This window comes from Mycobacterium sp. SA01 (assembly GCF_041287105.1).
Taxonomy (GTDB): Bacteria; Actinomycetota; Actinomycetes; order Mycobacteriales; family Mycobacteriaceae; genus Mycobacterium.
In genome coordinates this window covers 37,265-63,207 of sequence record NZ_JBGGNO010000007.1, presented here as the reverse complement: position 1 = coordinate 63,207, position 25,943 = coordinate 37,265, and the positions used below count along the sequence as shown (strand labels likewise).

The 25,943-nt window shown below is 64.0% G+C and carries 28 protein-coding genes and 1 tRNA gene; 13 read left to right on the top strand and 16 right to left on the bottom strand.

Annotation, left to right across the window (positions count from 1 at the left end; translation table 11 throughout):
• The first annotated feature begins 15 nt into the window (after window positions 1–15).
• Complete coding sequence (locus AB4879_RS00890) at window positions 16–1,107, top strand: diguanylate cyclase domain-containing protein (protein WP_370506032.1); 1,092 nt, start codon at window positions 16–18, stop codon at window positions 1,105–1,107.
• On the opposite strand, the gene AB4879_RS00885 is transcribed toward AB4879_RS00890, so the two are convergent.
• Complete coding sequence (locus AB4879_RS00885; protein WP_370506031.1) at window positions 1,104–1,952, bottom strand: sigma-70 family RNA polymerase sigma factor; 849 nt, start codon at window positions 1,950–1,952, stop codon at window positions 1,104–1,106. The genes AB4879_RS00890 and AB4879_RS00885 overlap by 4 nt on opposite strands.
• A gap of 96 nt (window positions 1,953–2,048) precedes the next feature.
• Between AB4879_RS00885 and AB4879_RS00880 the strand changes: the two genes are divergently transcribed.
• From AB4879_RS00880 to AB4879_RS00870, 3 genes are all read left to right on the top strand, one after another.
• Window positions 2,049–2,276, top strand: coding sequence for a hypothetical protein (locus tag AB4879_RS00880; protein WP_370506050.1), 228 nt, complete (start codon window positions 2,049–2,051; stop codon window positions 2,274–2,276).
• Between the two features lie 190 nt (window positions 2,277–2,466).
• The gene (locus tag AB4879_RS00875) at window positions 2,467–3,144 is read left to right on the top strand and encodes an energy-coupling factor ABC transporter permease (RefSeq protein ID WP_370506030.1); all 678 of its coding nucleotides are present in this window, start codon (window positions 2,467–2,469) and stop codon (window positions 3,142–3,144) included.
• Window positions 3,145–3,389: 245 nt separating this feature from the next.
• Window positions 3,390–3,722, top strand: a complete 333-nt coding sequence (locus AB4879_RS00870; RefSeq protein WP_370506029.1) for a hypothetical protein — start codon at window positions 3,390–3,392, stop codon at window positions 3,720–3,722.
• 285 nt (window positions 3,723–4,007) lie between these two features.
• Here AB4879_RS00870 and AB4879_RS00865 read toward each other — a convergent pair whose 3' ends face one another.
• From AB4879_RS00865 to AB4879_RS00840, 6 genes are all read right to left on the bottom strand, one after another.
• Window positions 4,008–4,868 carry a cyclopropane mycolic acid synthase family methyltransferase gene (locus AB4879_RS00865; protein WP_370506028.1) on the bottom strand — a complete coding sequence of 287 codons (861 nt, stop codon included), beginning with the start codon at window positions 4,866–4,868 and terminating at the stop codon, window positions 4,008–4,010.
• A gap of 334 nt (window positions 4,869–5,202) precedes the next feature.
• Window positions 5,203–5,598, bottom strand: coding sequence for a hypothetical protein (locus AB4879_RS00860; protein ID WP_370506027.1), 396 nt, complete (start codon window positions 5,596–5,598; stop codon window positions 5,203–5,205).
• An 8-nt stretch (window positions 5,599–5,606) separates the two neighbouring features.
• Window positions 5,607–6,749, bottom strand: coding sequence for a sulfotransferase (locus AB4879_RS00855; RefSeq protein ID WP_370506026.1), 1,143 nt, complete (start codon window positions 6,747–6,749; stop codon window positions 5,607–5,609).
• Entirely contained in the window at window positions 6,746–7,528 is a 783-nt protein-coding gene (locus tag AB4879_RS00850; protein WP_370506025.1) for an SDR family oxidoreductase, read from the bottom strand. Before AB4879_RS00850 ends, AB4879_RS00855 begins: the two co-directional genes overlap by 4 nt.
• Window positions 7,529–7,531: 3 nt before the next feature.
• Entirely contained in the window at window positions 7,532–8,659 is a 1,128-nt protein-coding gene (locus AB4879_RS00845; RefSeq protein ID WP_370506024.1) for a hypothetical protein, read from the bottom strand.
• A 181-nt stretch (window positions 8,660–8,840) separates the two neighbouring features.
• A complete protein-coding gene (locus AB4879_RS00840) occupies window positions 8,841–9,347 on the bottom strand; it encodes an SRPBCC domain-containing protein (RefSeq protein ID WP_370506023.1) in 507 nt (168 codons plus the stop codon).
• A gap of 573 nt (window positions 9,348–9,920) precedes the next feature.
• Here AB4879_RS00840 and AB4879_RS00835 point away from each other — a divergent pair.
• Window positions 9,921–10,556 (top strand): nucleotidyltransferase domain-containing protein, encoded by a 636-nt coding sequence (locus AB4879_RS00835; protein WP_370506022.1) that lies wholly within the window; start codon window positions 9,921–9,923, stop codon window positions 10,554–10,556.
• On the top strand, window positions 10,553–10,939 hold the full coding sequence (locus tag AB4879_RS00830) for a hypothetical protein (RefSeq protein ID WP_370506021.1): 387 nt from the start codon (window positions 10,553–10,555) through the stop codon (window positions 10,937–10,939). The genes AB4879_RS00835 and AB4879_RS00830 overlap by 4 nt, the downstream gene beginning before the upstream one ends.
• 226 nt (window positions 10,940–11,165) lie before the next feature.
• On the opposite strand, the gene AB4879_RS00825 is transcribed toward AB4879_RS00830, so the two are convergent.
• Together AB4879_RS00825 and AB4879_RS00820 are read right to left on the bottom strand one after the other, a co-directional pair.
• Window positions 11,166–11,720: a hypothetical protein gene (locus AB4879_RS00825; RefSeq protein WP_370506020.1), complete on the bottom strand. Its 555-nt coding sequence runs from the start codon at window positions 11,718–11,720 to the stop codon at window positions 11,166–11,168.
• 994 nt (window positions 11,721–12,714) lie between these two features.
• Complete coding sequence (locus AB4879_RS00820; protein WP_370506019.1) at window positions 12,715–13,257, bottom strand: uridine kinase; 543 nt, start codon at window positions 13,255–13,257, stop codon at window positions 12,715–12,717.
• Between the two features lie 153 nt (window positions 13,258–13,410).
• Here AB4879_RS00820 and AB4879_RS00815 point away from each other — a divergent pair, with 153 nt between their 5' ends.
• Entirely contained in the window at window positions 13,411–13,926 is a 516-nt protein-coding gene (locus AB4879_RS00815; protein ID WP_370506018.1) for an HAD domain-containing protein, read from the top strand.
• A 17-nt stretch (window positions 13,927–13,943) separates the two neighbouring features.
• On the opposite strand, the gene AB4879_RS00810 is transcribed toward AB4879_RS00815, so the two are convergent.
• The 3 genes from AB4879_RS00810 to AB4879_RS00800 form a co-directional block, all read right to left on the bottom strand.
• The gene (locus AB4879_RS00810; RefSeq protein WP_370506017.1) at window positions 13,944–14,444 is read right to left on the bottom strand and encodes an N-acetyltransferase family protein; all 501 of its coding nucleotides are present in this window, start codon (window positions 14,442–14,444) and stop codon (window positions 13,944–13,946) included.
• 332 nt (window positions 14,445–14,776) lie between these two features.
• Window positions 14,777–14,850, bottom strand: a tRNA-Arg gene (locus AB4879_RS00805).
• A gap of 95 nt (window positions 14,851–14,945) precedes the next feature.
• The gene (locus AB4879_RS00800; RefSeq protein WP_370506016.1) at window positions 14,946–15,299 is read right to left on the bottom strand and encodes a hypothetical protein; all 354 of its coding nucleotides are present in this window, start codon (window positions 15,297–15,299) and stop codon (window positions 14,946–14,948) included.
• Window positions 15,300–15,550: 251 nt separating this feature from the next.
• On the opposite strand from AB4879_RS00800, the gene AB4879_RS00795 reads away from it, so the two are divergent.
• Window positions 15,551–16,756: an alpha/beta hydrolase fold domain-containing protein gene (locus tag AB4879_RS00795; RefSeq protein ID WP_370506015.1), complete on the top strand. Its 1,206-nt coding sequence runs from the start codon at window positions 15,551–15,553 to the stop codon at window positions 16,754–16,756.
• Window positions 16,757–16,758: 2 nt separating this feature from the next.
• On the opposite strand, the gene AB4879_RS00790 is transcribed toward AB4879_RS00795, so the two are convergent.
• Entirely contained in the window at window positions 16,759–17,433 is a 675-nt protein-coding gene (locus tag AB4879_RS00790; RefSeq protein WP_370506014.1) for an SDR family oxidoreductase, read from the bottom strand.
• A 108-nt stretch (window positions 17,434–17,541) separates the two neighbouring features.
• On the bottom strand, window positions 17,542–18,759 hold the full coding sequence (locus AB4879_RS00785) for a cytochrome P450 (RefSeq protein WP_370506013.1): 1,218 nt from the start codon (window positions 18,757–18,759) through the stop codon (window positions 17,542–17,544).
• Between the two features lie 157 nt (window positions 18,760–18,916).
• On the opposite strand from AB4879_RS00785, the gene AB4879_RS00780 reads away from it, so the two are divergent.
• Window positions 18,917–19,522, top strand: coding sequence for a TetR/AcrR family transcriptional regulator (locus AB4879_RS00780; protein ID WP_370506012.1), 606 nt, complete (start codon window positions 18,917–18,919; stop codon window positions 19,520–19,522).
• A 6-nt stretch (window positions 19,523–19,528) separates the two neighbouring features.
• On the opposite strand, the gene AB4879_RS00775 is transcribed toward AB4879_RS00780, so the two are convergent.
• Entirely contained in the window at window positions 19,529–19,831 is a 303-nt protein-coding gene (locus tag AB4879_RS00775) for a hypothetical protein (protein ID WP_370506011.1), read from the bottom strand.
• The gene (locus AB4879_RS00770; RefSeq protein WP_370506010.1) at window positions 19,828–20,052 is read right to left on the bottom strand and encodes a hypothetical protein; all 225 of its coding nucleotides are present in this window, start codon (window positions 20,050–20,052) and stop codon (window positions 19,828–19,830) included. Before AB4879_RS00770 ends, AB4879_RS00775 begins: the two co-directional genes overlap by 4 nt.
• Before the next feature lie 101 nt (window positions 20,053–20,153).
• Between AB4879_RS00770 and AB4879_RS00765 the strand changes: the two genes are divergently transcribed.
• The 4 genes from AB4879_RS00765 to AB4879_RS00750 all read left to right on the top strand — a co-directional run bounded on the left by AB4879_RS00765 (window position 20,154) and on the right by AB4879_RS00750 (window position 25,929).
• Complete coding sequence (locus tag AB4879_RS00765; protein ID WP_370506009.1) at window positions 20,154–20,414, top strand: hypothetical protein; 261 nt, start codon at window positions 20,154–20,156, stop codon at window positions 20,412–20,414.
• Between the two features lie 114 nt (window positions 20,415–20,528).
• Window positions 20,529–22,013 (top strand): wax ester/triacylglycerol synthase family O-acyltransferase, encoded by a 1,485-nt coding sequence (locus tag AB4879_RS00760; RefSeq protein ID WP_370506008.1) that lies wholly within the window; start codon window positions 20,529–20,531, stop codon window positions 22,011–22,013.
• Window positions 22,013–23,605: an HAD-IB family hydrolase gene (locus AB4879_RS00755; RefSeq protein ID WP_370506007.1), complete on the top strand. Its 1,593-nt coding sequence runs from the start codon at window positions 22,013–22,015 to the stop codon at window positions 23,603–23,605. Before AB4879_RS00760 ends, AB4879_RS00755 begins: the two co-directional genes overlap by 1 nt.
• Entirely contained in the window at window positions 23,602–25,929 is a 2,328-nt protein-coding gene (locus AB4879_RS00750; RefSeq protein WP_370506006.1) for a glycerol-3-phosphate 1-O-acyltransferase, read from the top strand. Before AB4879_RS00755 ends, AB4879_RS00750 begins: the two co-directional genes overlap by 4 nt.
• Window positions 25,930–25,943: the final 14 nt, after the last annotated feature.

The window sequence follows — 25,943 nt, the reverse complement described above, 5'->3', positions numbered from 1 at the left end:
GTCAAAGGCCTTCGCATGGGTGAGCGCGAGTTCGCCATCGCTACCGCGGTGCTCCGCGCGACCGGCTATTTGACTGCGATCCGCATCTTCATCGGGGTGGCGTGTATCAGCCTGGGGCTGCTGAGCTCACTGGAGCAGATTCAATCCATCCAGCCGCTGGGACCGCACGGCTTGCTGGCCCGTGGCGTTCACCTGTTTCTGCTGGTGTCGGCCCTGATCATCGGTGGTCTGTGGCTGGCCCGCCCGTGGCCGGGGTACCGGCTGGCCGTTGCGTTCGCGGTGTGGGGCGATGTCGCGCTCGCGGTGTCCGGTGCCACGCTCGCCGCGCCCGAGGCGCGGTTGGCGGCCACCGTCTACATGTGCCTGATCGGTGTTTTCGCCGCCGTGCTGCTGGGCTATCGGGTGCTGTTCCTGCACTGCGGTTTCGCGACCGCGACAATTCTGGCCTTCACGTGGGTCGGTGTGCAGTCCGACGGGGCGCGGCCTGCCGAGCTCTCGCTGTACTTCCTGCCCGCGCTGACGACAGTGGTCGTGATGCCGGCGATCGCGGCGATGGTCATCGAGAGCACTCGCCGCAGCATCAGCACCACGGCGTACGCGGCCAACCGCGATTCCCTGACCGGGCTGCTGAACCGGCGGGGTCTCTACGCCGACACCGGGACCACCTGGGCTCGGAGCCCGCGCGGTTCGGTGCTCGCCGTCGTGGTCATCGACCTCGACGGGTTCAAACGGCTCAACGACGACCACGGGCACGGCACCGGTGATGCGACGCTGCGGGCGGTGGCCGAGCAGCTGACCAAGCTGGTCCGGACCCGCGATATCGCCGCACGGATCGGTGGCGACGAATTCGTGGTCGTGGCAAGTCTTTTGGACGATCACGACCTGGACAGCTTCGTCCGGCGGGTGCAGGCGCTGACGTTGCGTGATCCCAACGGGCTGTTTCTTCGGTTCAGCGTCGGGATCACCTGGGAGCACGTCGACGGTGTAGTCGATCTCGACTCCATTCTGCATCGCGCCGACGACGCGATGTATCGCGCGAAGCGGGTCGGTGGCGGCACCGTCGTGGTGGTGGAACCGCCGGGCGCCGAGGAGCAGACCGCGGTTTAGCCCCGCGTCGCGGCGCCCTCTCGCCGTCGCACCCCGGCCAGCACGTCGGGCTCGGCGCGGAACTGGAGACGGCGCACCTGCCCGTCCTCGATCGTGAAGTCGAACGCGACCTTGACTTCGCCGCGGTGAATCCAGGCCGACCCGGGCCGGTCGTCGACGAAGACCGGAAACGCGGCGGCGGCAGCGCCGTTGAAGAAGGTGGCCACCTCGTCGCGGCCTTCCATGTGGGCCGGCGTGCCGAGAGCGGCCGCGGCGGCGTCGGCGGAGACCGTCACGTCGGGTGCGAGGAGTTGAAGCAGCCGGGTGAAGTCGCCGTCGCGCGCGGCGGTCATGAACGCGTCGACGACCTCCCAGTCGGCGAGAGCATCCTCGGGCGACGCCGGGCGCACCTTGGCCCGCGCCCGGGACGCCAGCTTCCGGGCGGCGACCGGGGTGGTGTCGAGCATCGACGCGATCAGCTCGAAGTCCACGCCGAAGCTGTCGTGCAGGACGAAGGACACCCGTTCGGCGGGTGTCAACCGGTCGAGCACTACTTGCAGCGCGATGCCGACGGTGTCGGCCAGCACCACGTCGTCGGCGGGGTCGGGCGCGGTCTCCTCGACCTCGATCGACTCGGTGGGCACCGGGGTGTGGGCCCGGAGCCGGTCGAGGCACAGCCGAGAGGTCACGGTGGTGAGCCAGCCCGCGAGGTTGTCGATCGGTTCGTCGGTGGCATGCAGCCGCAGCCACGCCTGTTGGACAACGTCCTGGGCCGCGTCGGCGTCGCTCAGAATCCGCGCTGCGATGCGCTGCAGGCGCGGGCGTTCGGCCTCGAAGCCGTCGCGCAGCTGATCGTCACTCACCATGGGCGGTCACACTTTCGTCGTCGGGTGCGTCAACATCTTGACGCGCCCGGACGGCCGGGTGTGACACCGACAGGAGGAGTTAGCCCCGTGAAGACCATGACCTGCCAAGACCTGGGTGGCCCATGCGATCTCGAGCACCGCGGTGACACCGCCGACGACATCATCAAGGCACAGGATCAGCACCTCAAGGATGTGGTCTCCGGTGGCGATGACGCCCACGTGCCCGCGCGCGAGGACATGAAGGGCCGCTGGCGCCACCCCATCAAGTCGATGGGTTGGTACAACGACGTCAAGAAGCGGTTCGCTGAGCTGCCGGAGATATGAGTCGGCGCTAGATCCCTAGAACCACAGCGGTGAGTTGACGCACACGACGCCTTCATTAGTCGTATGTGGTGGATGCCTGGTTCCCGTGATTTCGGTTCGGTGGGGACCAAGCGCCGAGCGAAGACGATTTCGAGAATTCGTGTTTAACTCTATTGCGAGCCAACGCTTTAGGAGAGAGGTCGGGTCCGGCGTGCACATCGAACCGGGAATTGTCGAAGGTCCTAAACTCATCTTGAGTTATGTTACTGCCGGGGGAGCGGGTGCGTACGCGCTCTATCTCGCGTCGAGTGTGGTCAAGGACCGGGGGCTGGCGTCATTGCTGTCCCGGATCGTGGCGACGACGGGCCTGGTGTTCGTGTTTTTCCAGGTCTTCCCGCACTATCCGGTCGGCATCTCCGAAGTGCACCTCATCTTGGGGTCGACGCTGTTCCTGATCTTCGGTGCCGCGCCTGCTGCCTTTGGTTTGGCGGGCGGCTTGCTGTTGCAGGGAGTCTTCTTCGCGCCCTTCGACCTTCCGCAATATGGGATGAATGTCACCACGTTGCTCGTGCCACTGTTCGCGCTGCAGTTCGTCGCGCACAAGGTGATCGCGCGGGAGACGCCGTACGTGGAGTTGAGATATCGCCAGGCTCTTGCTCTTTCGACTACGTACCAGGCGGGCATAGTTTCCTGGGTTGCGTTCTGGGCACTATATGGCGAAGGCTTTGCAGGCCAGACCGTCAGCGACATCGTGACGTTCGGCGCGGCATACATGACGGTCGTCATCATCGAACCCCTCGCCGACCTCGGCGTGCTCGCGGCAGCCAAGGGGCTGCGTCAGCTGCGAGACAGTCCGATCGTCGAACGACGGTTGTTCAGCCCCGCCTAGATTCGTCGCCCGAGGTCGCGGGAACCACCGGCCGGTCAATTCCGACTAGGAGGTCGGTACTGCTGGCGCTGCGGGCGATGAACGGGGATCGAGTGAAAGATGTTCGGCAAGAGTCGATCCGACACGCTCTCGCGGGGATAGAACGCCGGGTACTGGATGAGGTGTGGATCGAGAGACGCCGCAGGGCCGGGTACGCTGCGCTGACGGTCCTCCTCCTAGCCTCTACTGCGGCGTGGTGCATCGACGTGATCGGTGAGGTGCGTGCGCCCGGGTCATACCGGGTTCCGCTGATTGGCGCCGTGGCCCTGGCAGTTGCGGCCGGAGCATCTGCGTTTGCCTTGAAAGTGCGGCGGTTCCGGGAGTGCTGCGTCGCTGCCTATGCCTGCGGTCTGGCCGCGGTCATCGGCATGGGCGCGCTGTGGTGGGTGCGCACGGGCGGACCGGATGCGCCGATGGCATTGTTGGTGGTCGCCGACTTGGCCGCCGTGCTGCTGACCGTCGGATGGCTGTCGGTCGTGGTGAAACCCATCGAACAGTCACAGCCGCAGATGCGTGCCTATTTCGGAACTGACGGTTGATGAACTAGTTCGAGACCTTCTCCATCTGCTTGTCACAGCAGATTTCGGAGTGGGCGGAGTCCGAACAGCACGGGCAGTCCTTCTCGTATCGCAATGTTGAACCGCACTCGGCGCATTGATAAGTGTCCCCGGCATTTCGAGCCATACCGCCGTCGCCTTGCTGCTTGAACGCTCGGTCCGTGTCGCGGATCGGGCATGTGTCGATGATTTTGCGCTGCACGCGCTCGCCGCGGCGGCGGAATCAGCAGAAAGAAAGAGAAAGGCCAAGGGTCCGTGCGGGACGCCCTACTTTTCGAGAGTGAACTGGTTGATGTCGATCGAGCCGTTGCGGAACAGGTCGGCGCAGCCGGTGAGGTACTTCATAAACCGGTCGTACACCTCCTGCGACTGCACCTCGATGGCCCTGTCGCGGTTGGCCGCCAAGTTGGCCGCCCAACTCTCGAGCGTCAGAACATAGTGCGGCTGTAGGGAATGGGTGCGGGTCAAGGTGAAGCCGGTCTTGGCCACGTGTTCTTCGATCAGCGCGGCCGACGGAAGCTGGCCGCCGGGGAAGATCTCGGTGACGATGAATTTGATGAACCGGCACATCTCGAAGGTCAGCGGCAACCCTCGACGATGCATCTCATACGGATGAAAGCCGCAGATGGTGTGCAGCAACATCACCCCGTCGGCCGGCAGCGCGTGGTACGTCCTCTCGAAAAACGCGCCGTACTTTCGGTGGCCGTAATGCTCCATGGATCCGATGGAGATGATGCGGTCGACCTTCTCGTCGAAGTCTTCCCAGCCTTGGAGGCGTACGTCGAAAGCGCGTCGGGTCGGGATGCGGGCCAGCCGGGCCTCCGCGGCGTCACGCTGTGTCTTGCTCAGCGTGAGCCCGATGACGTTGACGTCGTAACGTTCGATGGCCCGCTGCATGCCGGCCCCCCAGCCGCAGCCCACGTCGAGCAGGGTCATGCCGGGTTCCAGCCGCAGCTTGGACAGCGCGAGGTCGAACTTGGCGATCTGTGCCTCGTCGGTTGTCATGCCGTCGCGCTCGTAGTACCCGCAGGTGTAGCCCATGGTCGGGCCGAGGAAAAGGGCATAAAACTCGTCGGAGATGTCGTAGATCGACTGCATCAGGTCGAAATCTGTTTCGAGCGCAGTCACGGAGACACCCCCCGGGTTTGAGTTTGCTGGCACGTTTGCCAACAAGCGTAGATCAAACCTTTCCCGCACGCTGCGTCTTAAGGGGCGCCTGAGTTCGTGTTGACTGATAGCCAGTCTGCCGACTTAGCCAGAATGCGGCGGGCGGTTGCTCGGGTCACGTCCAACGATGGCCACCTCGGTAGGCGTCGTTGGTAGGTCCCCGGTAAGAACGCCCCGTCGGTTCCCACCCTGTCCGACAGAGGCTTGGAGAGGAACAGGGACTCGTTCATCAGAAATCACTTGACGATTGATCCAGCGCAGGTGAAAAGCGGGGGAAAGTAACTGCCCTTTGCGGTTATTGACGCCCTCGACCGCCTGGCGGCCCTTCGCCGATCTTCGCGCCGGGATCCACCCGAGTGCCTGAGTGTCCGTGCAGTGTCCCGTCGATAACGGCGCCGCGCATGACCGCAAGTGCACCGCCCTCATTGATGGCATCGCCTCTGCAATAGCCGCGGTGCTTGGCCGTGCCGCCCGGCTCCACAACCAGCCGTTCCACCATGCCGACAATCACGGCATAGCCGCCTGGGGCGATGGTGAGCGTGCCTTCGACGTAGCCCACCAGAAGGAGCTTCCCGCCCCTCGTCACGCGGACGTCACCGTGAGTCGTGCCGACCTTCACGCGGGGGCCGGAAATGACCGTCGTCATGGTGTCGACGGTACGAGCTTCGCGGTTGTCGATCGAGGCCGCCATGCTGACGACTACCTGGCGAACCTTTCGTTGACTTGCTCGGCGGTTAACCCGTAGTCGTTCAATGTGTACCTGTGCTTGGGTGCGCGGTGGCTTTCGCTGCCCTCGGAATGAGCGACGTGCATGGCCGAGATTGCTTCGTCGCTTAGTGTCAGCCCGAAGTGTCGGTAAACGCCGCAGGCCACGGCGACCGGATCGGCGACGAAATCGAAGTAGTCGATGTCGCAGAATTGCCCGGGGTTGTAGTTCGTGCGCGCGGTGTTGAATAGCTCGATACCCCGGACCCAGGTATCCAGTACATCGCGGCCGATCTGTGCCCCGACGAACGTGTTCGACCAACCTTCGGTGCTGTGCTCTGCCAACGAACACATTGATGCCAAGAGGGTTTCGGGTGGCCGGTGGCATTGAACGATCAGCGCGTCGGGATAAACCGCCATGATCGCATCGAGTGAGAACAGATGGCTCGGGTTTTTGAGGACCCAACGTTTGTGCGGTTCGTTGAGTCCGATCAGCTGAAGATTCCGGCGATGCCGTTCATAGGATGGTGTCCAGTCTTGGGTAGCCAGCCAGCGTGTGTAACTGGGTACGTGGGCGAGGGATTCGAAGGACACTGAGTGCAGCGACTGCCGAAGGAGCTGCCAACATTCCTCCAGAACGTCTTCGGCGATGTAATGCAGGCCTAGGAAGTCTGGATTCTCCTGGTGGGCCTTGGCGTAGTACGCCTTGAGACTCTGATATTCGGGAATGGTGTTCCACTGATCGCGCGGTGGTCGGGGTTGCGGGTACTCGGCCAGCCAGAGTTCGAGTCCCTGATGGCGGGGGTCTACGCCGAGGAGACGGTGCAGCGCCGTCGTCCCGGTTCGGGGTAACCCGGTCACAAAGATGGGCCGGGTGATTGCGACCTCGGCGTAGTCGGGGTGCCGCTTCCAGGCCGCCTCGCTCAGCAGGCGTGCCACCAATGCCGATTGCAAGTACTGGCGCGTCATGCTGGCGCCCAGCGGTGTGAAATCTGCTTCCCGCGAGTATGATTCGAGCAAGACGCTCAGGGCCTCGGTGAAATTGTCGGAGGTGTCTCCGAAGTCGCCGTGCCCGGCCACTTCGGTGGCCGCCTCGCATAGCGCGTCGACAGTTCCGATTTCGGTTGACGTGGTCATGCTTTGTGCTCCCCACAGTTGACGTCGAGCGTCTGGCCGGTGATGCCATTGGCCAGATCGCTGATCAGAAAGATGATTGCCGAGGAGACATCGTCCTCGGTGACCAGACGCTTGAGGTCTGATGGCGCTGCGGCGGCAGCATAGACGGCATCGAGGGATACCCCGGAGGTTTCTGCCTGCTGCTGGAAGTAGTCCTTGAGTACCTGGCCCCAGATATAGCCGGGTGCGACGGAGTTGACACGTATTCCGCTGCCGCCCAACTCACTTGAGAGGGACTGGGACATCGCCAGCAACGCCGACTTGGCCAGCTTATACGGGCCGTACTGCGGATCTGAATGCCGGATGACCATCGAGCTGAGGTTCACGATGGATCCCCGTGATTTGGCTAGGGCAGGGGTAAAAGCCTGGATGGTGCGCAGGGCGCCGAGGACTGTCAGCTCGAAAGAGTCGCGAATATGGGCGAAAGTGGTTCCGGCGAAGGGCTTCATGGAGGGGTACATGAAGGCGTTGTTGACCAGTCCATCGATCTTGCCGTAGGCGGACAACGCTTCCTGGGCAAGTGCATGGACGTCGCCGTCCACCGTGATGTCGGTAGGCACGGAGACCGCCCGCCGACCTAGGTTGGTTACGTTCTTGGCGACCTCATCGAGTCGGGACGCTGATCGCGCCGCTAACACCAGATCGGCACCCGCCTGGGCGCAGCGCGTGGCCAGGGTGGTGCCCAGGCCGGGGCCGACCCCCGTGATCACCAGAACCTTGTCCTGCAACAGTCCCGTCATGGTTCAGCCCAGCATTCTTTGGGCAATCTGGCTCTGGCGCTGCGCTATCCGTGCCTGCCAGTTCTGGACTGAAATCCTGTTGTGGTCGATGAACGGCAGAGCGTCGGCGACAGCTGAATTACTGACGAGTTCGACCGTGGGACCGTCGGCCTCGCTCAGTTCGCGCGACAAACGTTGCCAGCGAAACTGAAAGTAGCCGCGACGGTGACCAAGTGTTTCGACCCAGTTGGTCACACCGGGGTTCTGGTCACTGACGACGATACGCACGAAGCCATCCGGGTCGGCCTGCATCTGCGAGCCGTTCAGCGACGTCTGATGGTTGATGTAGTCCAACGAGGTGTACCACATGTTGCCCAGTTGGAAGCCCAGGTAGGGGGCATCGCTGGTCGGTATGGTGATGACGAGAGCCTGATCTTCATCGAGTTCGAAATGTCCCGCCGAGGAGTATTGGGTGGTGAGGCCACCGGGGGTTGAGCGCGGCGCCACGGCGGTGTTGACGGGAAGGTTCAGATAGAACCACTGGGGAAACTGTAGCCAGGTCTTCACCCGATTGATCAATTGATCTGCGGCGATGCTGAATTGGCGCTCGGCAAGCTCTCGAGTCAAGGCCGGGGGAGCGCTACCCACGGTGTCGGTTCGATGAACAGCCAACGTTCCCCGTCGTTGCGACCAGTCACCGAACACCTCCCGGATGACGAGTTGGCCGGGCCGCTGCGGGACGAAGCGCCACTCGAAATGGCCATCGGTGCCAATGCTGAGTTCGCGGTCATCAAAGGCCACCTCACTTTCCGGCACGGTGTCGTCGGTGTATTCGCCGGCTAGGTACTGAAAGCTCAAATCAGTTGTGGTTCCCCGAATTCCGCTGACGACATACTCGAATCCGGCCTGCATCTTTGTTCCGAAATACAGGGTGTCGGGGTTGTCGAGGCCCATCTTGGTGAAGGGTCCGGTGCCGGTGAGGAGGAAGGGATGGTCCGGGTGATGGTGAAAGGCATGGTGGGTGCATGCTGCTATGCCGCCGGCCAGGTACTCCAGGCCCTCAGCAAGGTCTTGGTCGCTGTCGATGTGTGGCGCCGCTCTGATCAGTTTTTCGGCTTCGCTGATCGCATCGATAAGTGCGTCGGAGTACATGTCGGGCGACGCTAGTGACGGCTGGATAGGCGGCAGCGGGCGCCGTCCACTCAGCGGAACACTTTCTGGGTAATGTTGGTTAATTCACCCTAGATTTAGGCTAATCGCGCGCGTGGCCGGTGGGTCGTGGGTCTCCACGGGGCTTGTGTGAATTTGCGTATACGCACGAATCACGCAGCTATCAAACGCGTTTGATGTTGTTCTGGCGGGAAAAGACTAGTTCGCTACGCTCCTTCAGTGCGAGTGCGGTGTCATCGAAGGCGCGTTTCACCCAATCCCCGGTCTCGTTCATGATGTCGCGTGCGTGGCTTCCCAGGAAGGCGTCCGTGGAGTAGTACCTGCACCGTTCTGCATCGACGGGCTCAATCACCTGGTCACGGCGGGCGGCGTACGGAGACTCTTCGGTGGCGACCAATTCCCAGGACAGTAGCCGTCCAGGGACGATCGCGCAGACGTACTCAGTGTTGGTGAATGTGCCCTCCCCATGCGCGTAGTCGGCGAGCACCATCTCCACCGGGCTGCCTACCCGCAGTGTCGATGCTGCGGAAAGACAGAACGGATTCCATAGCGGATAACGGTCCAGATCCACCAGTACAGCCCACACGACATCTGAGGGGGCGTCTATGTCGACGATGATCGAGCGCACCAGGGTCTGCGAGTCATAAAGAGGTATCGGAAGGTTTGGCATTGGGTCTCTCCTCAGGAGAAGTGCTGCGGCGGAGAGTCATCCGGCGCAGGTCGATAAAGAGTCGTACCGTGCCATGGCCCGGTCAACTGCAGTATCACCGAGGCCGGTGAGTGGGAAGTTTTGGCTGCGGCTCATCGACGGCGACTGCGGTCGATGCGCACCACTCACGGGCGGTCATGGCTCGTGGCCGAGTCCATAACGAGGTGGCAGATCTGCTGGACCCCCGTCGCTGACAACTCAGGGCCGCTATAGCGACGAATGAACGAGGACTGACTTTATTCAGTTGGGCTAAACACCCTCTGACCAGCGCCCCGGCAGGAATTAACCTGCGACCTAGGGATTTGGAATCGGTGGTCCGATGGGTTCCGGATAAGGGGTCGTTCATGCTGGTAGATGGCGGTTTTCGCTTCTGACTGATTCGGCCTCGGACCGGCTGAATCCGGGCGATTCTTGGTCATTCGCGCCGAATAAACGGCAACGCGATTCGAGGGCTTGAACTGCGTGTGCGGGAACCTCGACTCCCGTACTATAGTGCGGGTAGGCCAACTATAGTTGGCACCCTGGAGGTGCACCGTGGAGATGAACCGCCCGCTCGCGACGGTCACGCCAACTCTAGACGGCGATGTCTTGGCAGTGCTGGCGGCACACGATGTCACGTTCACGACGGGTCAGATTCACCGCGTGCTGAATTCCTACTCAGAGGAAGGCATTCGGAAGGTTCTCGCCCGACTCGTCTCACAGGGTGTTGTGCTCTCAGAACGCGTCGGCAACGCCTTTGCATATCGGTTGAACGCAGCACACCTCGCGGCAAAGCCGATCCTGGAGTTGGCGAAACTCTTCGACACGTTTCTCAAGCGGCTCGAAGATGAACTCAGCGGGTGGCAGTACCCACCGGTATACGCCGCGGTGTTTGGCTCAGCCGTTCGCGGCACGATGACGCTGGAAAGCGACGTGGACCTGTTTTTGGTCAGTGCGCCTAGGACGCCTGAGGCCGTTTGGGCGCGGCAGGTGAATGAGCTTGCCTCGGCCGTCACGGCCTGGACGGGTAACGACGCCCGTGTTGTGGACTACACCGAGGTGGAGCTCAAGAGCGCGCGAACCGAACCGATGGTGCAAGAGGTCCTTGAGCATGGGCTCACCGTGGCCGGATCGCGCGCGTGGCTTCTCAAGCAGATGAGACCGGGCCGCGTGGGAGGGGGTGATCGATGAGTGAGCGCACACGGCCCAGCTCCGAGGCCATCCGACGCGGCCGGCTCAAGAAGGCTGTCGAGTTCCTTGATAGTGCCCTCCTCGTAGAGGACGATTTTCCCGATCCAGCCATCTCCCTGCTGGTCAACGCGGGCATCGCGGCGGCCGACGTCATATGCGGTGTGCGCCTTGGCATATACGCCGCCGGTGAGAACCACAACGAGGCCGTTGCGCTACTCGCGAAGGCCGACGCCGGCACGGAAAAGCATCTCCGGGCGCTGCTCAACGTGAAGTCCAAGGTGTCGTACACGCATCAGTCGGCCACGGCGGATGAGCGTAAGAGGTCGAGACGCGCAGCAGAGGCGTTGGTCGAGGCCGCCCGCCGCGCGGCTGCCACCGGTTGATTCTCCCGCGGCCCGCAGATGCCAGCGGGAATGGCCTTCATGGCCGGGGCTCTGCCCAGCACGGGTTCTGTGACGAGCTCATACGCCTCGAACACCACAGCCTGCGAGACGGTTTCAGCCCGCCGTCTTCATTTGAAGTCTGACCGCCCCTTTAACTTCACATAGGTGCATAAGTGAAGTAGAGGGACGCCCGGCAAGTGTCTTGGCGTTGTGTGCTGGGAGCCGCTTACGGCGGACCGGGGCTCCCGTAGATGCCAAAACCGTACTGGCGAAGCGGTTCCAAGACCGCTTTGCCGACACTAGCCGCAGGGTCCGTGTTGGGATTATCAGCCGAGCTCGCGAATGCCAACATCCCGCCGTCGACGAAGGTGAACGCGTACCACTGACTGCCCTCGTTCGCTAAGTCCACCTGCATGGCCAACTCGGTGGGAAAGCGGGCGATCATCACATTGGTGACTTGCCCCCGTGGGTGCACCCGTGCACTGCACGCCGCGACTGCGGTCGCGTTCGGCAACTCTTTATAGGGAACTCGAACGTCGTAGACGGGTGGAGCACAGACCGCCGAAGCCCAGTCGGACGGCCATTCCCGCACCTTGTTTATCGCGCTGAATTGATCACCAGGCGGGAGTGGGTCACGCACCTCATACAAGATGGGGCTCCGCAGACGCACGGATACGCCGTACTGGTGCAGGCGCACCATGGGCGCAATGACGACCGCCGCAGGCACGGCGAGTGCCACCAGAGCCGCGCCGACTATCAATAGCCAATCTCGTTGCCGCATCAACGAACCCCCAAGAAACGTCGAACCGCTTTGTCACCATGATGCACCGTGTGTAGCGCCAACAGATCCATCCGAGACCAACCTCCGGTGCCACGACCTTCGGGACAACACGCGGTCTGTCTCGTCTCTCGACAAACGAGCGGCCCTGTAGTGAAGCTAGGGTTGAGAAATGCAGTCGGTAGGGACCGTGCGCGAGTGGCACACCGAGGAGGGGTGGGGTGTCATTGATTGTCCCGATACGCCAGGGGGTTGCTTTGTCCACTTCAGTCACCTCTTTCACGTAGACATCCCGACGCCTGGTCCCGATGAAGTCGTCGAGGTCTCCAGCGGATTCCGTGAGGCCTTCGAGGGCGAGACCGTGGACTTCGACTGGCAACCGACTGCCTCCCCCGGAAGTCAAGACGGTTACTCATTTGTCGCCATCACCGTATGGCCCCGGGGGCGAGCGGCGCCACACCGCACCATCCGCTACTACAAGCACGGCGAAAGTCCCTATCAGTCAGGCTGATTCGGCACCTCTCGCCGGCTATTTTGTGTAGACCTCGTTTATCTAGAAGCGAGACGCGGGACGGTTATTTAGGGCCAGTCTGACGACCCAGGGGTGGCCGGCGTCTTCCCGGTACAACGTGTGAGCGAGCGAGATGCGGCCGTCGTCGTTGAGATGGGGGAGGCGGCGTTCAGAATCGAGATTGCCTTTGGGTCGCGCGTCATCTGAGGTTCGCTGCTGTATTGACTTCGCCTATGCGATAACTGAAGTTAATCGCGTTCGCTGTAGGTCGGCTGCGGCGGCGTGGACCGTGCACCGAGGGTTTTAGGACCGCGAGCCGCTGCTCGCCTGTCGACGGAGTCACGTTTGACATATGACGTCGACAGGGACGGTGAAGTTCTGGCACCGAGACGATTGGGCCAGTGGAGTGGAGTCACTCTCCGACATCGAAATCCTCTCCGCAAGAAAACATCTGATCCCCACCAGTTCTCTAGCACTGCGGCTCGGTCATCGTTTGCCGACGCCAGAGACAACGGCGTCGGCGTGCTCGCGTGTTCGATCACTTGCGAAGTGAGCGTCCTCGTCGCTCATCCATTGCTGCCACAGTTTTTCGGAGTTGGCGCCGTCGCGTCCCAGGCCTCGCTCGAGGCGGATGCGCCGGGGCGTCTCTACCCACACGGATAAAGACAACCTGTCCCGAACCGCCGCCCTCGCCGAGGAAACGCCTTCCAGGATGAGCACTCCGCCTGGAATTACGGTGTGCCAGTCCGCGAATCTCCGCTGGCTCCAGTTGTAGCGTCGATATTGCGCCGCTTGGTTCGCCGCGATGGGTCCGAGGACCTGTTCTTCGAGCCGCGGCCACCAGTGAGTGGGGTTGTCCCATGAGGCGAAGTCGTCAGTGCGCACGACCTGGGCATCGCACGCCTCGGCCAGCCGTGCAGCGTAGATGGACTTTCCCGCACCGCCAGGGCCGTCAACAGCGACAAGTCGCGTTTCCCCGAGTCGGGGTCTGCGGGACCACACTTCTCCTGCGAGGTCTTCGACGTCCACCTATCTCATGATGTCGGACAACACGGAATGCGACCGACACGAAGGTCGACAAAGTGATCGGAAATTCTTTCGCGGTGGGATCCACGTTCACCCTGTGCGGGTCGCTTTGGCGCGCGGCGACGAGGGTTGACGTGGGGTTGATAGATTGCCGTGGTGCCCGGTCGCCCGCTGTTGTTCCTAGACGTGGACGGGACTCTGCTGTCCAGCGACGGATCGGCGGAATTCGATGTGTCGCTTATTGATTGGACGGAATGGCAAAGTCACCGCAATCCGCGGTTGGCCGGGATGGACCGTACCCTTGGCCGTCGGCTGCTCGCTCTTGGTTGCGAACTGGTCTGGGCCACGGCTTGGATGCGCGACGCCAATGAGGTGATAGCCCCACTGCTCGGGCTACCGCCACTACCGGTGGCGGAACTACCCGAGGCGCCATTGGCGGATCCGGTCGACACACTGCACTGGAAGACTGCTGCACTGGTCACAGCTGCCGCTGGCCGTAACTTCGCCTGGGTCGACGACGAAATCTCCGACATCGATCGGGCTTGGGTGGCCACACATCACGCAGGGTCGGCTCTGCTTCATCGTGTCGATCCCAGGTCAGGATTGACCGGAGCGGATCTCGCACAGATCGGCGACTGGCTCGCTGGCTGTTCGCGGCGCTCCGCGGAATGACTCTGCTACGAGGGCGGCTAGTTGGAACCCGTTGTGCCATGTGCTCGTAAGTCTTTGACCAGAGCGAGCCCCAGCGGGCCATTGCCTTGCCCGACACCGCGGAATCCCTTGCGCTCGTAGAGGCGCTTGGCGGGGTTGCGCAGGTGAACATTGGTGCACATCGCGTCGTGGTCTTCGGCGAGGGCGACGAAGAGCGCATCGAGCAGCAGCCCGCCAACACCGGCACCTCGACGCCCTGGCGCAACAGCAATGCACAGCTCGGGTAGCGGCAAGCCCGCCGCGTCACAGCGCAACGGCGGACTGCCGAAGTAGGTCCACACCGCGCCCAGCGGTGTGCCGCTGTGGTCTTCGGCAATGATCGGCGCCACCCCCGCGGGCGGGAGCATCTCCAAAACCTCCTCGTCGTCGCGGTTCGGAAGAGGCCGATCTTCGATGACGCAGGCGTGCCGGGCCATCTCGACGATGAAGGAGTCATCATCGGCTGTCGCCGCACGAAGGACTACGGCCCTGGAGGTCATCGCCGGATTCTGGCAGACATCGGCCAAGTCCGACGACTCGACGAGACCAAGGCCTCGGCAGGCCGACGGGGTATCGCACTACCCGCGTTCGCCATCGCGACGCTCATCGACGACGCCGGGCTATCCGCACGCATCGGCGCCGACCACCTCGGCCACGCCAAAGTGTCGATGACTCAGGACCGCTACATGACCCGCGGCCGAGTCCACAACCGGTGGCCGAACTGCTCGACGAGTCCGTCAAGGGCAACTCAGGTCCGCTATAAACGCCGAATAAACGCCGAATAAACGCCGACCGACCTTATTCAGTACGGCTAAATACCACCTCTGACCAGCGCCCCCGGCAGGAATCGAACCTGCGACCTAGGGATTAGAAGGCCCTTGCTCTATCCGACTGAGCTACGGAGGCAGCGCGTCGACAGTCTAGCGGTGCAGATTTGCCAGGAGGGGCGCGTGTAGCTCTGTGTGAATTGAAATCTGTCTGAGCAAAGCTCCGCGGAAGTATCAGTCGACGCCGAAACGGGACTCCAGCGCCTCCTGCAAACGGCGTACCTCCCCGAGCTTTTCGCGCAGGCGCAGCACGGGCTCGGGTGTCCGAGCGGAACCCCAGCCGGCGTCGCAGCGGTTGGTCCAGCGGCTCTGCGCCACCGCGATCAGTTCCTCGAGATCGTCGATCTCGGCCTGCATCAGCTCGGCAAAGCGCCTGGCTTGAGCTGCGTCATTGGGGTGAATCGGCCGCGTCGTCGGGGGACGCGGAAACGGCCGCGTCAGCCGCGCGGGCGGACCCGCGGGGAGCGCGGGCCGGGCACGGGCAGTCAGTCCGCCGGCGAAGCTGGCAGCGGGGTCCTCGAGAAGCATTCACAAATCGTGCGGTGAATTGCTCGACGTTTCCTGTCGGGCAAGTTCGGGGCCAACGCGGAGTCACCGCCTGTTCACTTTGCCGGGCTGGCTTCCTGGCGGACCAAGGGTCTAAAGGCCTTAGTTCCTGAGAATTCCTCAGGTTCGTCCGAAGTTGGGTTATGGTGTGACGACTGGCACACGCAGACCCCGCCGCACCCGCGGTTGGCAAACGCGTTAGGCGGGCTAAGGACAAGGGGGTCTGGTAGCTCATGAGCAGTCCAATCGAGCAGGTCACCACGCGTTGTACGCAGGCCTTGCAGACCGGGTCTCTGTTGCTGCGCGGCTCACCGGCCGCGGCCGGCTGGGTGCTGGGGTGGCTCAACGCGGAGTTCGCGCCCCAGGTCCTCACGGGGCACGCGCTCGCGACGGTCTCGCCGCTGCAGCGGGTCGCCTGCGCCCTCGCTGTCCAGAAAGCCGACAAGGTGCTCGACGCGGCGCTGGAGGAGACCTTCGGCAAGGACTACACCTCCCAGGTGCGGCATCCGCTCGACCAGGAACCGGGACACCGGCCCAACGTCGCCGCCGTCCTCGACGCCATGCACCACCGGCGTCGCTACGCGGCCACCACCCGGAACATCTCCTACGGCCCCCGAGGCCGCAACAACACTCTCGACATCTGGCGCCGCCCCGATCTTCCCGAGGGGTATCGCGCGCCGGTTCTCATTCAGGTCCCCGGCGGTGCGTGGTCGGTGAATGACAAACGCGGCCAGGCCTATCCGTTGATGGCGCGGATGTCCGAACTCGGGTGGATCTGCGTCACCATCAATTACAGCCGCAGCCCGCGCAACGCGTTCCCGTCGCACATCATCGACGTCAAACGGGCCATCGCCTGGGTGAAGGCCAACATCGCCGAGTACGGGGGAGATCCCGAGTTCGTCGCCATCACCGGGGGATCGGCTGGCGGTCACCTGAGCTCACTGGCGGCGCTGAGCGCGGGGGATGAGAGCCTGCAGCCCGGGTTCGAGCAGGCCGACACCAGCGTGCAGGCCGTCGCGCCGTATTACGGCGTCTATGACCTGACCACCACCGACAAGATGCATCCGCTGATGATGCCGCTGCTCGAGCACGTCGTCGTTCAGCGCCGGCTGGAAGACAATCCTCAGGTGTACCGCGACGCGTCGCCGATGCACCGCATCCATCGTGACGCGCCGCCGTTCTTCGTACTGCACGGTGAGAGCGACGCCGTCATCCCGAGTGCACAGGCACGTGATTTCGTTGCGGCACTTCGCTATTCGGGACCTGCAACGGTGGCCTACGCCGAGCTACCCAAGGCTCACCACGCCTTCGACACGATTGCGACGCTGCGTTGCCAACTGGCGGCAGAAGCCGTCGCGAGCTTCATGGGCATCGTCTACGGCCGCCATGTCGCGGCACGCGAGGGTGCTGACAGAGTCGCAGTCGGCTCGGCGAGCTGAGCTCAGGCCACCGTCATCAAGTAATCCGCGGCCCCGGCGTAGACGATCGTCGACGGATTCGGGGTGACCGCGGCGTTGACGATTTTGGTGGCGAACCCTTCGACCGTCGGCAGCGCTCCCGTGGTCCCATCGCCGGAGACCACCGTGAGGTGGATGCCGGCATGGTCCAGCTCGGAACGCATTGCGTAGAGGGCGGTTTCGCCGGCCCGCTTGCTGGCAGCCACTCGCCCGTACCCCTTCGCCACTGCCTTGTGCGGATAGAAGTGGGCCTGATGGCTGGTGACGAAGACAATTCGCGAACCGGCCGGCATCAGCGGCAGGGCCAGCAGCGCAAGGCGGCGCTGGGCGTCACGGTTGAGGCGCATCGCGTATCCCGGATCCGCGCCGATCTCCATTCCGCCCGACGCGTTGAGGATCAAAGCATCCAGCCTGCCGAAGTGTGCGGAGACGTACTGCATCATCGCCTCGACCTCCACGGCGTCGGTGATGTCGGCAGCCAGAGCCGTGGCGCTGCCGCCCGCAGCTCGGATGGCGTCGACCACCGCGTTGGCCCGCTCGGCGTTCTCGCGGTAGTGCACGATCGCGTGAGTATCGGGTGCGGCGAGCTGGCGTGCGACTTCGGCTCCGATTCCTCGGGATGCACCAGTGATCAACACGACGCGGGCGAATTGCTGCATGGCGGGCTCCTTCCGTTGCGGCACCGCCCACCGTACACGAACTCTAAGAAAAATAAGGTAAAAATAAGATAACGCTGAGGTCTCGCGGTCGCGGCGCGAGGCCAGGGCTCAGTTCGAGAGCTTCCCTGGCGTGAATGTCACTGGAACCGTGCGGAATCCGCGTGTGACGGAGTTCCCGTGGAACTTCGCTTGTGCGTCGGTCGCCAGCGTGAAGTCGGGCATTCTGGCCAACACCTGTTCCACGCCGAGCCGGAACTCGAGGCGCGCGAGATTGGACCCCAGGCACCGGTGCACGCCGGCGCCGAAGCCGAGGTGCCGGTTCTGTCGTCGGTCGAGAACGCAGCGCTCGGCCTGCGGGAACTCTGCGGCGTCGCGGTTGGCCGAGGCGTAGTTGACCTGGACGGATTCACCCGGACGGAAGGTATGCCCGTCCACTGCGACATCGCGGGTGACGGTTCGCGGAATGCCGTGGATCGACCCGGCAAAGCGAATGAATTCCTCGACGGCGTAGGGCATGATCTCGGGCTCTCGGATCAGTCTGTCGCGTTCGTCTGGATGTGTGGCGAGGTAGTGGAAGGCGAAGGACATGGCGTTCGCGGTCGTCTCCAGTCCGGCCTGCACCAGCAGCATGGCATTGCCGACGACGTCTTGGAACGCCAGTTTCTGACCGTCGATCTCCGCGTTGAGCAGCACGTCGATCATGTCGTCGGCCGGAGGGCCTTCGGAGTGAGCGACGACCGCGTCCGTGAGGTGCTGATACAGCCCACCCCACGCCGCGCTCCGGGCGTCTTCGGTGGTGCCGTTGAGGGCGGTGTCGGTCAATTCGATGCACAGCGGGACATCCTCGATCGGCATCCCGAGTACGTACTTGAAGAAGACGATGCCCGGCTGCCGCCATGCCACCTCGGCGAGGTCGCCGGCTCCCGATTCGATGAACTCATCGATCAAAAGATCTGTCTCTGATCGAATTTCGGGTTGTAACTGTTGCATCCGCCCGGGGGAGAAGTACGGATTGAGCACTTTGCGAAATTTTTGCTGACGCGGGGGATCCAGGGTGATCACGATGTCGCCGGGCAGTTGTTCGGCACCCTGGGGCGTCGGGTTGCTCGAGAAGTGCTCCCAGTCTTTGAGGATCGCCGCACACGCGCTGTAGCTCACCGCGACCCAGGATCCCCCGGCGTCGGGCGTCAGAAAAGGTTTCTCGGTGTAGGCGAAGGAGGACTTCGCCCGCATGACGTCGTAGACGTCGTAGAGAAGGTCGTTGTCGTTGAAGTCCTCGTCGCGCAGGTCCCACTGCCTGGCGTGTTCCTCCCGGGACTTGGGCAACGTCGGACTCCCTCTGCATGGTCGGCCGCGTGGCCGACTGGACCAATAATCCCAGCTCAGAAAGTTATATACGTACTCGGATAAATTATCCGACCACGAATATATCGATTGAGGTCGGGTCACACAATGCGGATCAGCGATCTGGGACCATCGACGCATGGTGGAGAGATGGACGCGTGAGCGGCGGTTGGCGCATACCCGCAACCTGCTGCTCGACTCGGCGGAGGCGGCATTCGCCGATCACGGCTTCGCGGGTGCGGCGCTCGACGACATCGCCGCGGTCGCCGGCTACACGCGCGGCGCCATTGCGTCCCACTTCGGAGCGAAGGACGACCTGTTTCTCGCGGTGGTCGAGCGCCGGCTGCAACGGCTCGCCGCGAACTTCGACGACGTCATCGGTTCGTTCGAGGCGCTCAACGACCAACTGGTCGACGAACTTGTGAAGCGGTGGCGCGGCATCACAACCGCAAGTCGGGTCGACGCGGCGCTCAATTACGAGTTCTCGCTCTATCTGCTGCGGAACCCGGACGCCCGCGAGCGTTTGGCGCCGCAGCGCGAGCGGATGATTCACTGGATTGCCGACTACATAACGAATCACGTCGATCGTCTCGGCGGCCAACTTCGGATGCCGGCCGAGACCCTGGCTCGGCTCCTGGTCGCCAGCACTGAGGGCGTTTTGATGGGAAGCCATCTGGACGACCAGGATCTCTACGAGCCGTATCTCCAGTTCGTCATGGCGAATCTGGTGTTGCGCAGCAATTGACGGGTGTCAGTCCGCGGCGCGGACCTCGTGTGGCCGCAGCAGGGGCACCGCCAACACGATCACGATCAGCCAGCCCGATGCTGCCACCGGGATTGCCCAGGCCCGCCGCATCGCCAGCGCGTGCTGGCATTGGTCGGCTTTACCCGCGAACGTGGCCTGAACCAGGTCGGAGCTAAAACCGCTGCCGCACTTGATCTGTACGCCCCATGGATCGAAGTCCGGGAGGTACACCGGCCACCGCAGCGCGAGCAGGCCGAACGTCAGCAGCACCGCCGCGACGACGGCCGCCACGACCTGCCGAACGGTCACGTCATGCAGACATTGGCGACCAGCAGCACCGGCCACGACACGATCGACCCCAGAAACGACACCACCAGGTCCGCGCCCCGCATCGACTGCAGATGATCGGTGTGGGTCGACGACCACACCAGACCCACAGCGAGATAAGGGATCCCGATCAACAAGTTGATGCCGATCAGTTCGGCGATCGTCAGTCTGTAGTTCAACACCGACCGAATTTTCGTCAGCATGATGATGTCCTCCCGCCCCGAGTGCGCCCAATGCTAACGAGTACGGCGGCCCGGGAGAACCATTTGTGAGAAACTGTGTTCTCAGATTTGAGGGAGGCGCCGTGGACCAGTTGATGACCAGATTGCGCCGACTGCTCAGCTACGAGGTGACGGTCGAGGCGGTGATCGAAATCGCGATGTGGCTTGCCATTCCCTATCTGGTGATCGGACTTGTGTGGGGTTTCTTCCACGCCGATGCGGTGCAGCAGCTCGAGGTCCAGCTCGGTCGGGTGCTGCCGGCCGGCGCCGAGGTCGGCGCCTACGGATTGGCCGCGCTGCTGTGGCCGGTGCTGCTTCTGCTGCCGCCGCTCTGCCTGGCGTGAGGCGGTAACCGACTCGCAATCGAGACCCGCCACCCCCGCGCGCCGACTAGCGTGGTTGGGGGCGCGCGGGCGTTCGCGGAGCGGGAGGATGTTGGTGTCGATGAGGTGGGATCGATGAGCGGGACCGTCGACGTCAACGGTCTGCCGGACGAGCTCGGCCCCCTCGACATGCTGCTGCATCGTGGCGAGGCCAATCCGCGTACCCGGTCGGGAATCATGGCGCTGGAGATCCTCGACAGCACCCCGGACTGGACCCGGTTCCGGACCGCGTTCGAGAACGCGTCGCGCAAAGTGCTCCGGCTGCGCCAGCGGGTCGTCGTACCGACATTGCCGACTGCCGCACCGCGCTGGGTGGTCGACCCCGACTTCAACCTCGACTTCCACGTCCGCCGGGTCCGCGTCCCCGAGCCCGGCACTCTGCGTGAGGTGCTCGACCTCGCTGAGGTGAGCCTGCAGTCGCCGCTGGACATCTCGCGGCCGCTGTGGACGGCCACCCTCGTCGAAGGACTCGAAGGCGGCAAGGCCGCCACCCTGCTGCACCTCAGTCACGCCGTCACCGACGGCGTCGGCGCCACCGCGATGTTCGCCGAGATCTACGACCTCGAACGCGAACCGGCGCCGCGGCCTGCGCCGCCACTACCGGTGCCACAGGACCTCACGCCCAACGACCTGATGCGCGAAGGCATCAACCAGCTGCCCGGTGCCATCGTCGGTGGGCTGCTCGGCGCCGTCGCCGGCGGCCTGGGCGTGGTTGGCCGCGTGGTGCGCAATCCCGGCACGGCCGTGTGGGACGTCGTCGATTACGCCCGCTCTGGACGTCGGGTGGTGGCCCGCGCCGCCGACCCGTCGCCGCTGCTGCGCCGGCGTAGCCTGTCGTCGCGCAGCGAGGCGATCGAAATGCGGCTGTCCGATCTGCGGGCGGCCGCGCACGCCGCGGGCGGCTCGATCAACGACGCCTACCTCGCCGGGCTGTGCGGGGCCCTGCGGCGCTACCACGAAGCGCTCGGCGTGCCGGTGAACAGCCTGCCGATGGCGGTGCCGGTGAGCCTGCGGGCCGAGGCCGACCCGGCCGGCGGCAACCGGTTCGCCGGGGTCAACCTCGCCGCACCGATCGCCGTGGTGGATCCGGCGGTGCGGATCCAGAAGATTCGCAAACAGATGACCTCTCGGCGCGAGGAGGCGGCCATCGACTTGATGGGCGCCATCGCGCCGGTCGTCGGGCTGCTGCCCGACGCCGTCCTCGAGGCGATGAGTGGCGCGGTCATCGCGTCCGACGTCCAGGCCAGCAACGTGCCGGTTTACGCCGGCGACACCTACATCGCCGGCGCAAAAGTGCTGCGGCAGTACGGGATCGGCCCGCTGCCCGGCGTCGCGATGATGGTCGTACTGGTCTCTCGCGGCGGTTTTGCGACGGTCACCGCGCGCTACGACCGCGCCTCGATCACCGACGAGGACCTGTTCGCGCAGTGTCTGCGCGACGGTTTCGATGAGGTGCTGTCGCTGGCCGGTGATCCGCCGCCGCGCGTGGTGCCCGCATCGTTCCCCGATGACGTCAACGACTCCGCCCAACCCAGCCCGAACGGATCGGTGGCCTACTGATGAGTGAAACGGAGATGCGCCTGCCCGGCTCGGTTGCCGAGGTGATGGCCAGCCCCGAGGGACCGCAGATCGGGGCATTCTTCGATTTGGACGGCACGCTGGTGGCCGGGTTCACCGCCGTCATCCTGACTCGGGAGCGGTTCCGCAGCCGCGACATGGGAATCGGTGAGCTCATCACGATGATCGCCGCGGGCCTCAACCATCAGCTCGGCAGGCTGGAATTCGAAGAGCTGATCACCAAGGCGTCGCAGGCCCTGCGGGGACGCGCATTGAGCGATCTGCACGAGATCGGCGACCGGATGTTCGTGCAACAGATCGAGAAGCGGATCTATCCCGAGATGCGCGAACTGGTGCACGCCCACATGGAGCGCGGGCACACCGTCGTGCTCAGCTCCTCGGCGCTGACCCTTCAGGTCGAGCCGGTGGCCCGCTTCCTCGGCATCGAGAGCACGCTGACCAACCGATTCGAGGTCGACGAGAACGACGTGCTGACCGGCGAGGTGGTGCGGCCCATCCTGTGGGGCCCCGGTAAGGCCAACGCCGTCCAGAAGTTCGCCGCCGACAACGACATTGACCTCAAACAGTCCTACTTCTACGCCGACGGCGACGAGGACGTCGCGCTGATGTACTTGGTCGGCAACCCGCGGCCGACCAACCCCGAAGGCAAGATGGCCGCGGTGGCCCGCCGGCGCGGCTGGCCGATCCTGCGGTTCTCCAGCCGCGGCAGCGGCGGCCTGATGGGCCAGGTGCGCACACTGCTCGGCGTGGGCGCGCTGGTGCCCGCCGCGACCGGCGCCATCTGGTGGGGGACGCTGACCCGCAGCCGGCGGCGTGGCCTGAACTTCTTCACCACTGCGTTCCCGAACCTGCTGTTGGCCGTCAACGGGGTGAAGCTCAACGTCCTCGGCGAAGAGAACCTCCGCAAGCAGCGGCCAGCGGTGTTCATCTTCAACCATCGCAACAACGCCGACCCCGTCATCACGGCGTCGCTGTTGCGGGACAACTGGACCGGCGTGGGCAAGAAGGAACTGAAGGACGACCCGGTCGTCGGCACGCTCGGCAAGCTGGTCGACACCGTCTTTATCGACCGGGACGACCCCAAGGCCGCCCTCGAAACCATGCACGAGGTCGAGAATCTGGTCGCCAAGGGCTTGTCGATCATGATCGCGCCCGAAGGCACCCGGCTGGACACCCGGACCGTCGGCCAGTTCAAGAAGGGGCCCTTCCGGCTGGCCATGGCCGCGGGCGTTCCGGTGGTGCCGATCGTGATCCGCAACGCCCAGGTGATCGCCTCCCGGGATTCCTCGACCATGAATCCCGGCGAGGTGGATATCGTTGTGTATCCGCCTCTTTCAGTAGCGGACTGGACGTTGGACGACCTGTCGGAGCGGATCGAAGGGGTTCGTCAGCTGTATCTGGACACGCTGAAGAACTGGCCGACCGACGAGGTGCCGGTGCACGATATCTACAAGAAGGCGCCGGCGAAGAAGGCTGCCAAGAAAGCGCCCGCCAAGAAGGCGGCAGCGAAGAAGACGCCGGCCAAGAAGGCCGCCACCAAGTCGCAGTCACCGAGCGCCAAGGGCCGCCGATGACCCACACCGACCACTTGGCTGACTTCAGTACCACCGACGACGCGCTGGTGCTGGCATCGGTGTCGTCGAAGGCGGAGTTCGAGCTGCTCAACGACTGGCTGCATGCCCAGCGGCGAGCACACCCCGACACCAAGGTCGAGGTGCTGCGCCTGCCCGCCGGTGATCCGCCGCCCGGTGTGGTGGCCCAACTCGTCGAGGAACTCGGCGTCGGGGAGGACAGGCTGGTCGTCCCGGTGCGGGTGTTCTGGGTGCCCGGCGGACTGCCCACCCGGGTCAAGGTCGTCGGCCTGATCTCCGGGCGGGACACCTACCGACCGCCAGAAGTGCTGCAGCGCAGAATCCTTCGCCGCGATCCGTCCCGCGCGCGCATCGTCGCGGGCGAACCGGCGAAAGTCTCCGAGCTGCGCCAGCAATGGCACGAGAACACCGTCGGCGACAGCCCCCGGGACTTCGCGCGCTTCGTGCTGCGCCGCGCCAGGCTTGCGATCGAGCGGATGGAACTGCGGCTGCTGGGCCCGGAATACAAGTCGCCACAACTGATCACCGACGAACTGATGTCCTCCACGCGATTCATGGAAGGCCTGGAAAAGATCCCCGACGCCGACCCCGCCAAGGCCGAGGAGATGCTCAACGAGCTCGCCACGGGCTGGAGCAGGTTCTCGGTCGACCTGATCCCCAACCTCGGGCGAGCGATCTTCAGCCGGGGTTTCGATCCCCGAATCGACTACGACAACATGGAAATCGAGTCGATGCGGCGCGGCCTGGAAGACCATCCGGCGGTCTTGCTGTGGTCGCACCGGTCCTACCTCGACGGCGTCATCGTCCCGGTTGCGATGCAGGAGAACCGGCTTCCGCCGGCGCACACGTTCGCCGGGATCAACCTCTCGTTCGGTTTCATGGGCCCGCTGATGCGCCGCTCCGGCGTGATCTTCCTGCGCCGCAAGCTCGATGACCCGGTGTACAAGTACGTGCTGCGGCAGTTCGTCGGCTATATCGTCGAGAAGCGATTCAACCTCAGCTGGTCGATCGAGGGCACCCGGTCGCGCACCGGAAAGATGTTGCCGCCCAAGCTCGGACTGCTCGCCTACGTCGCCGACGCCTATCTGGACGGCCGCAGTGAAGACATTCTGCTGCAGCCGGTCTCGATCAGCTTCGACCAGTTGCACGAGACCACCGAATACGCGGCCTACGCCAGGGGTGGCGAGAAAACGCCGGAGAGCGCCGAATGGCTGTACAAGTTCATCAAGGCTCAGGGCGAACGTAACTACGGCAAGATCTACGTCCGCTTCCCCGAAGCGGTGTCGATGCGCCAGTACCTCGGCGAACCGGGCGGCTCGATCGCCTCGGACGAGGCCGCCAAACGGCTTGCCATGCAGAAGATGGCCTTCGAGGTGGCTTGGCGGATTCTGCGGGTGACACCGATCAACGCCAGCGGCCTGGTGTCGGCGCTGCTGCTCACCACCCGCGGTCGGGCGTTGACGCTCAACCAGCTGCACCACACGCTCCAGGACTCGCTGGATTACCTTGAGCGTAAACAGAATCCGGTCACCAACAGTGCGCTGCGGCTCCGCACGCCGGACGGGGTGCGGGCCGCGGTCGACGCGTTGTCGAACGGTCATCCGGTGACCCGGGTCGACGGCGGTCACGAGCCGGTGTGGCGGATCGCGCCGGAGCACGAGCACGAGGCGGCCTTCTACCGCAACACCCTGATCCACGCGTTCCTGGAGACGTCGATCGCCGAACTGGCGCTGGCCCATGCCGGCCGCGCACCCGACGGCGACCGCGTGGAGGTGTTCTGGGATCAGGCGATGCGACTGCGCGACTTGTTGAAGTTCGACTTCTACTTCGCCGATTCAGCGGCCTTCCGCGAGCACCTCGCCGAAGAGATGTCGTGGCAACGCGATTGGGAGGTCCAGGTCGCCGCGGGCGGTGACGCGGTGGACAACCTGCTGCGCGACAAGAAGCCGTTGATGGCGCACGCCATGCTGCGGCCGTTCATCGAGGCTTACACGATCGTCGCCGACGTCCTGTGTGATGCACCGAGCGACGTCGAAGAGAAGGAGCTCACCAAGATGGCCCTCGGCGTGGGCGCCCAGTACGCAGCCCAGGGCCGAATCCGCAGCAACGAGTCGGTGTCGGCGCTGTTGTTCACGACGGCGCGGCAGGTCGTCGCCGACCAGAATCTGCTGCAGCCCGGACCCGATCTGCGGGAGCGGCGAGCGGCTTTCCTACACGAACTGCGCAGCATCCTGACCGACATGGACCGCATCCACGAGCTGTCCAGCGCCCAGTTCTATGCCCGTGAGCTCAGGCAGCGCGAATAGCCATACGCTGACAC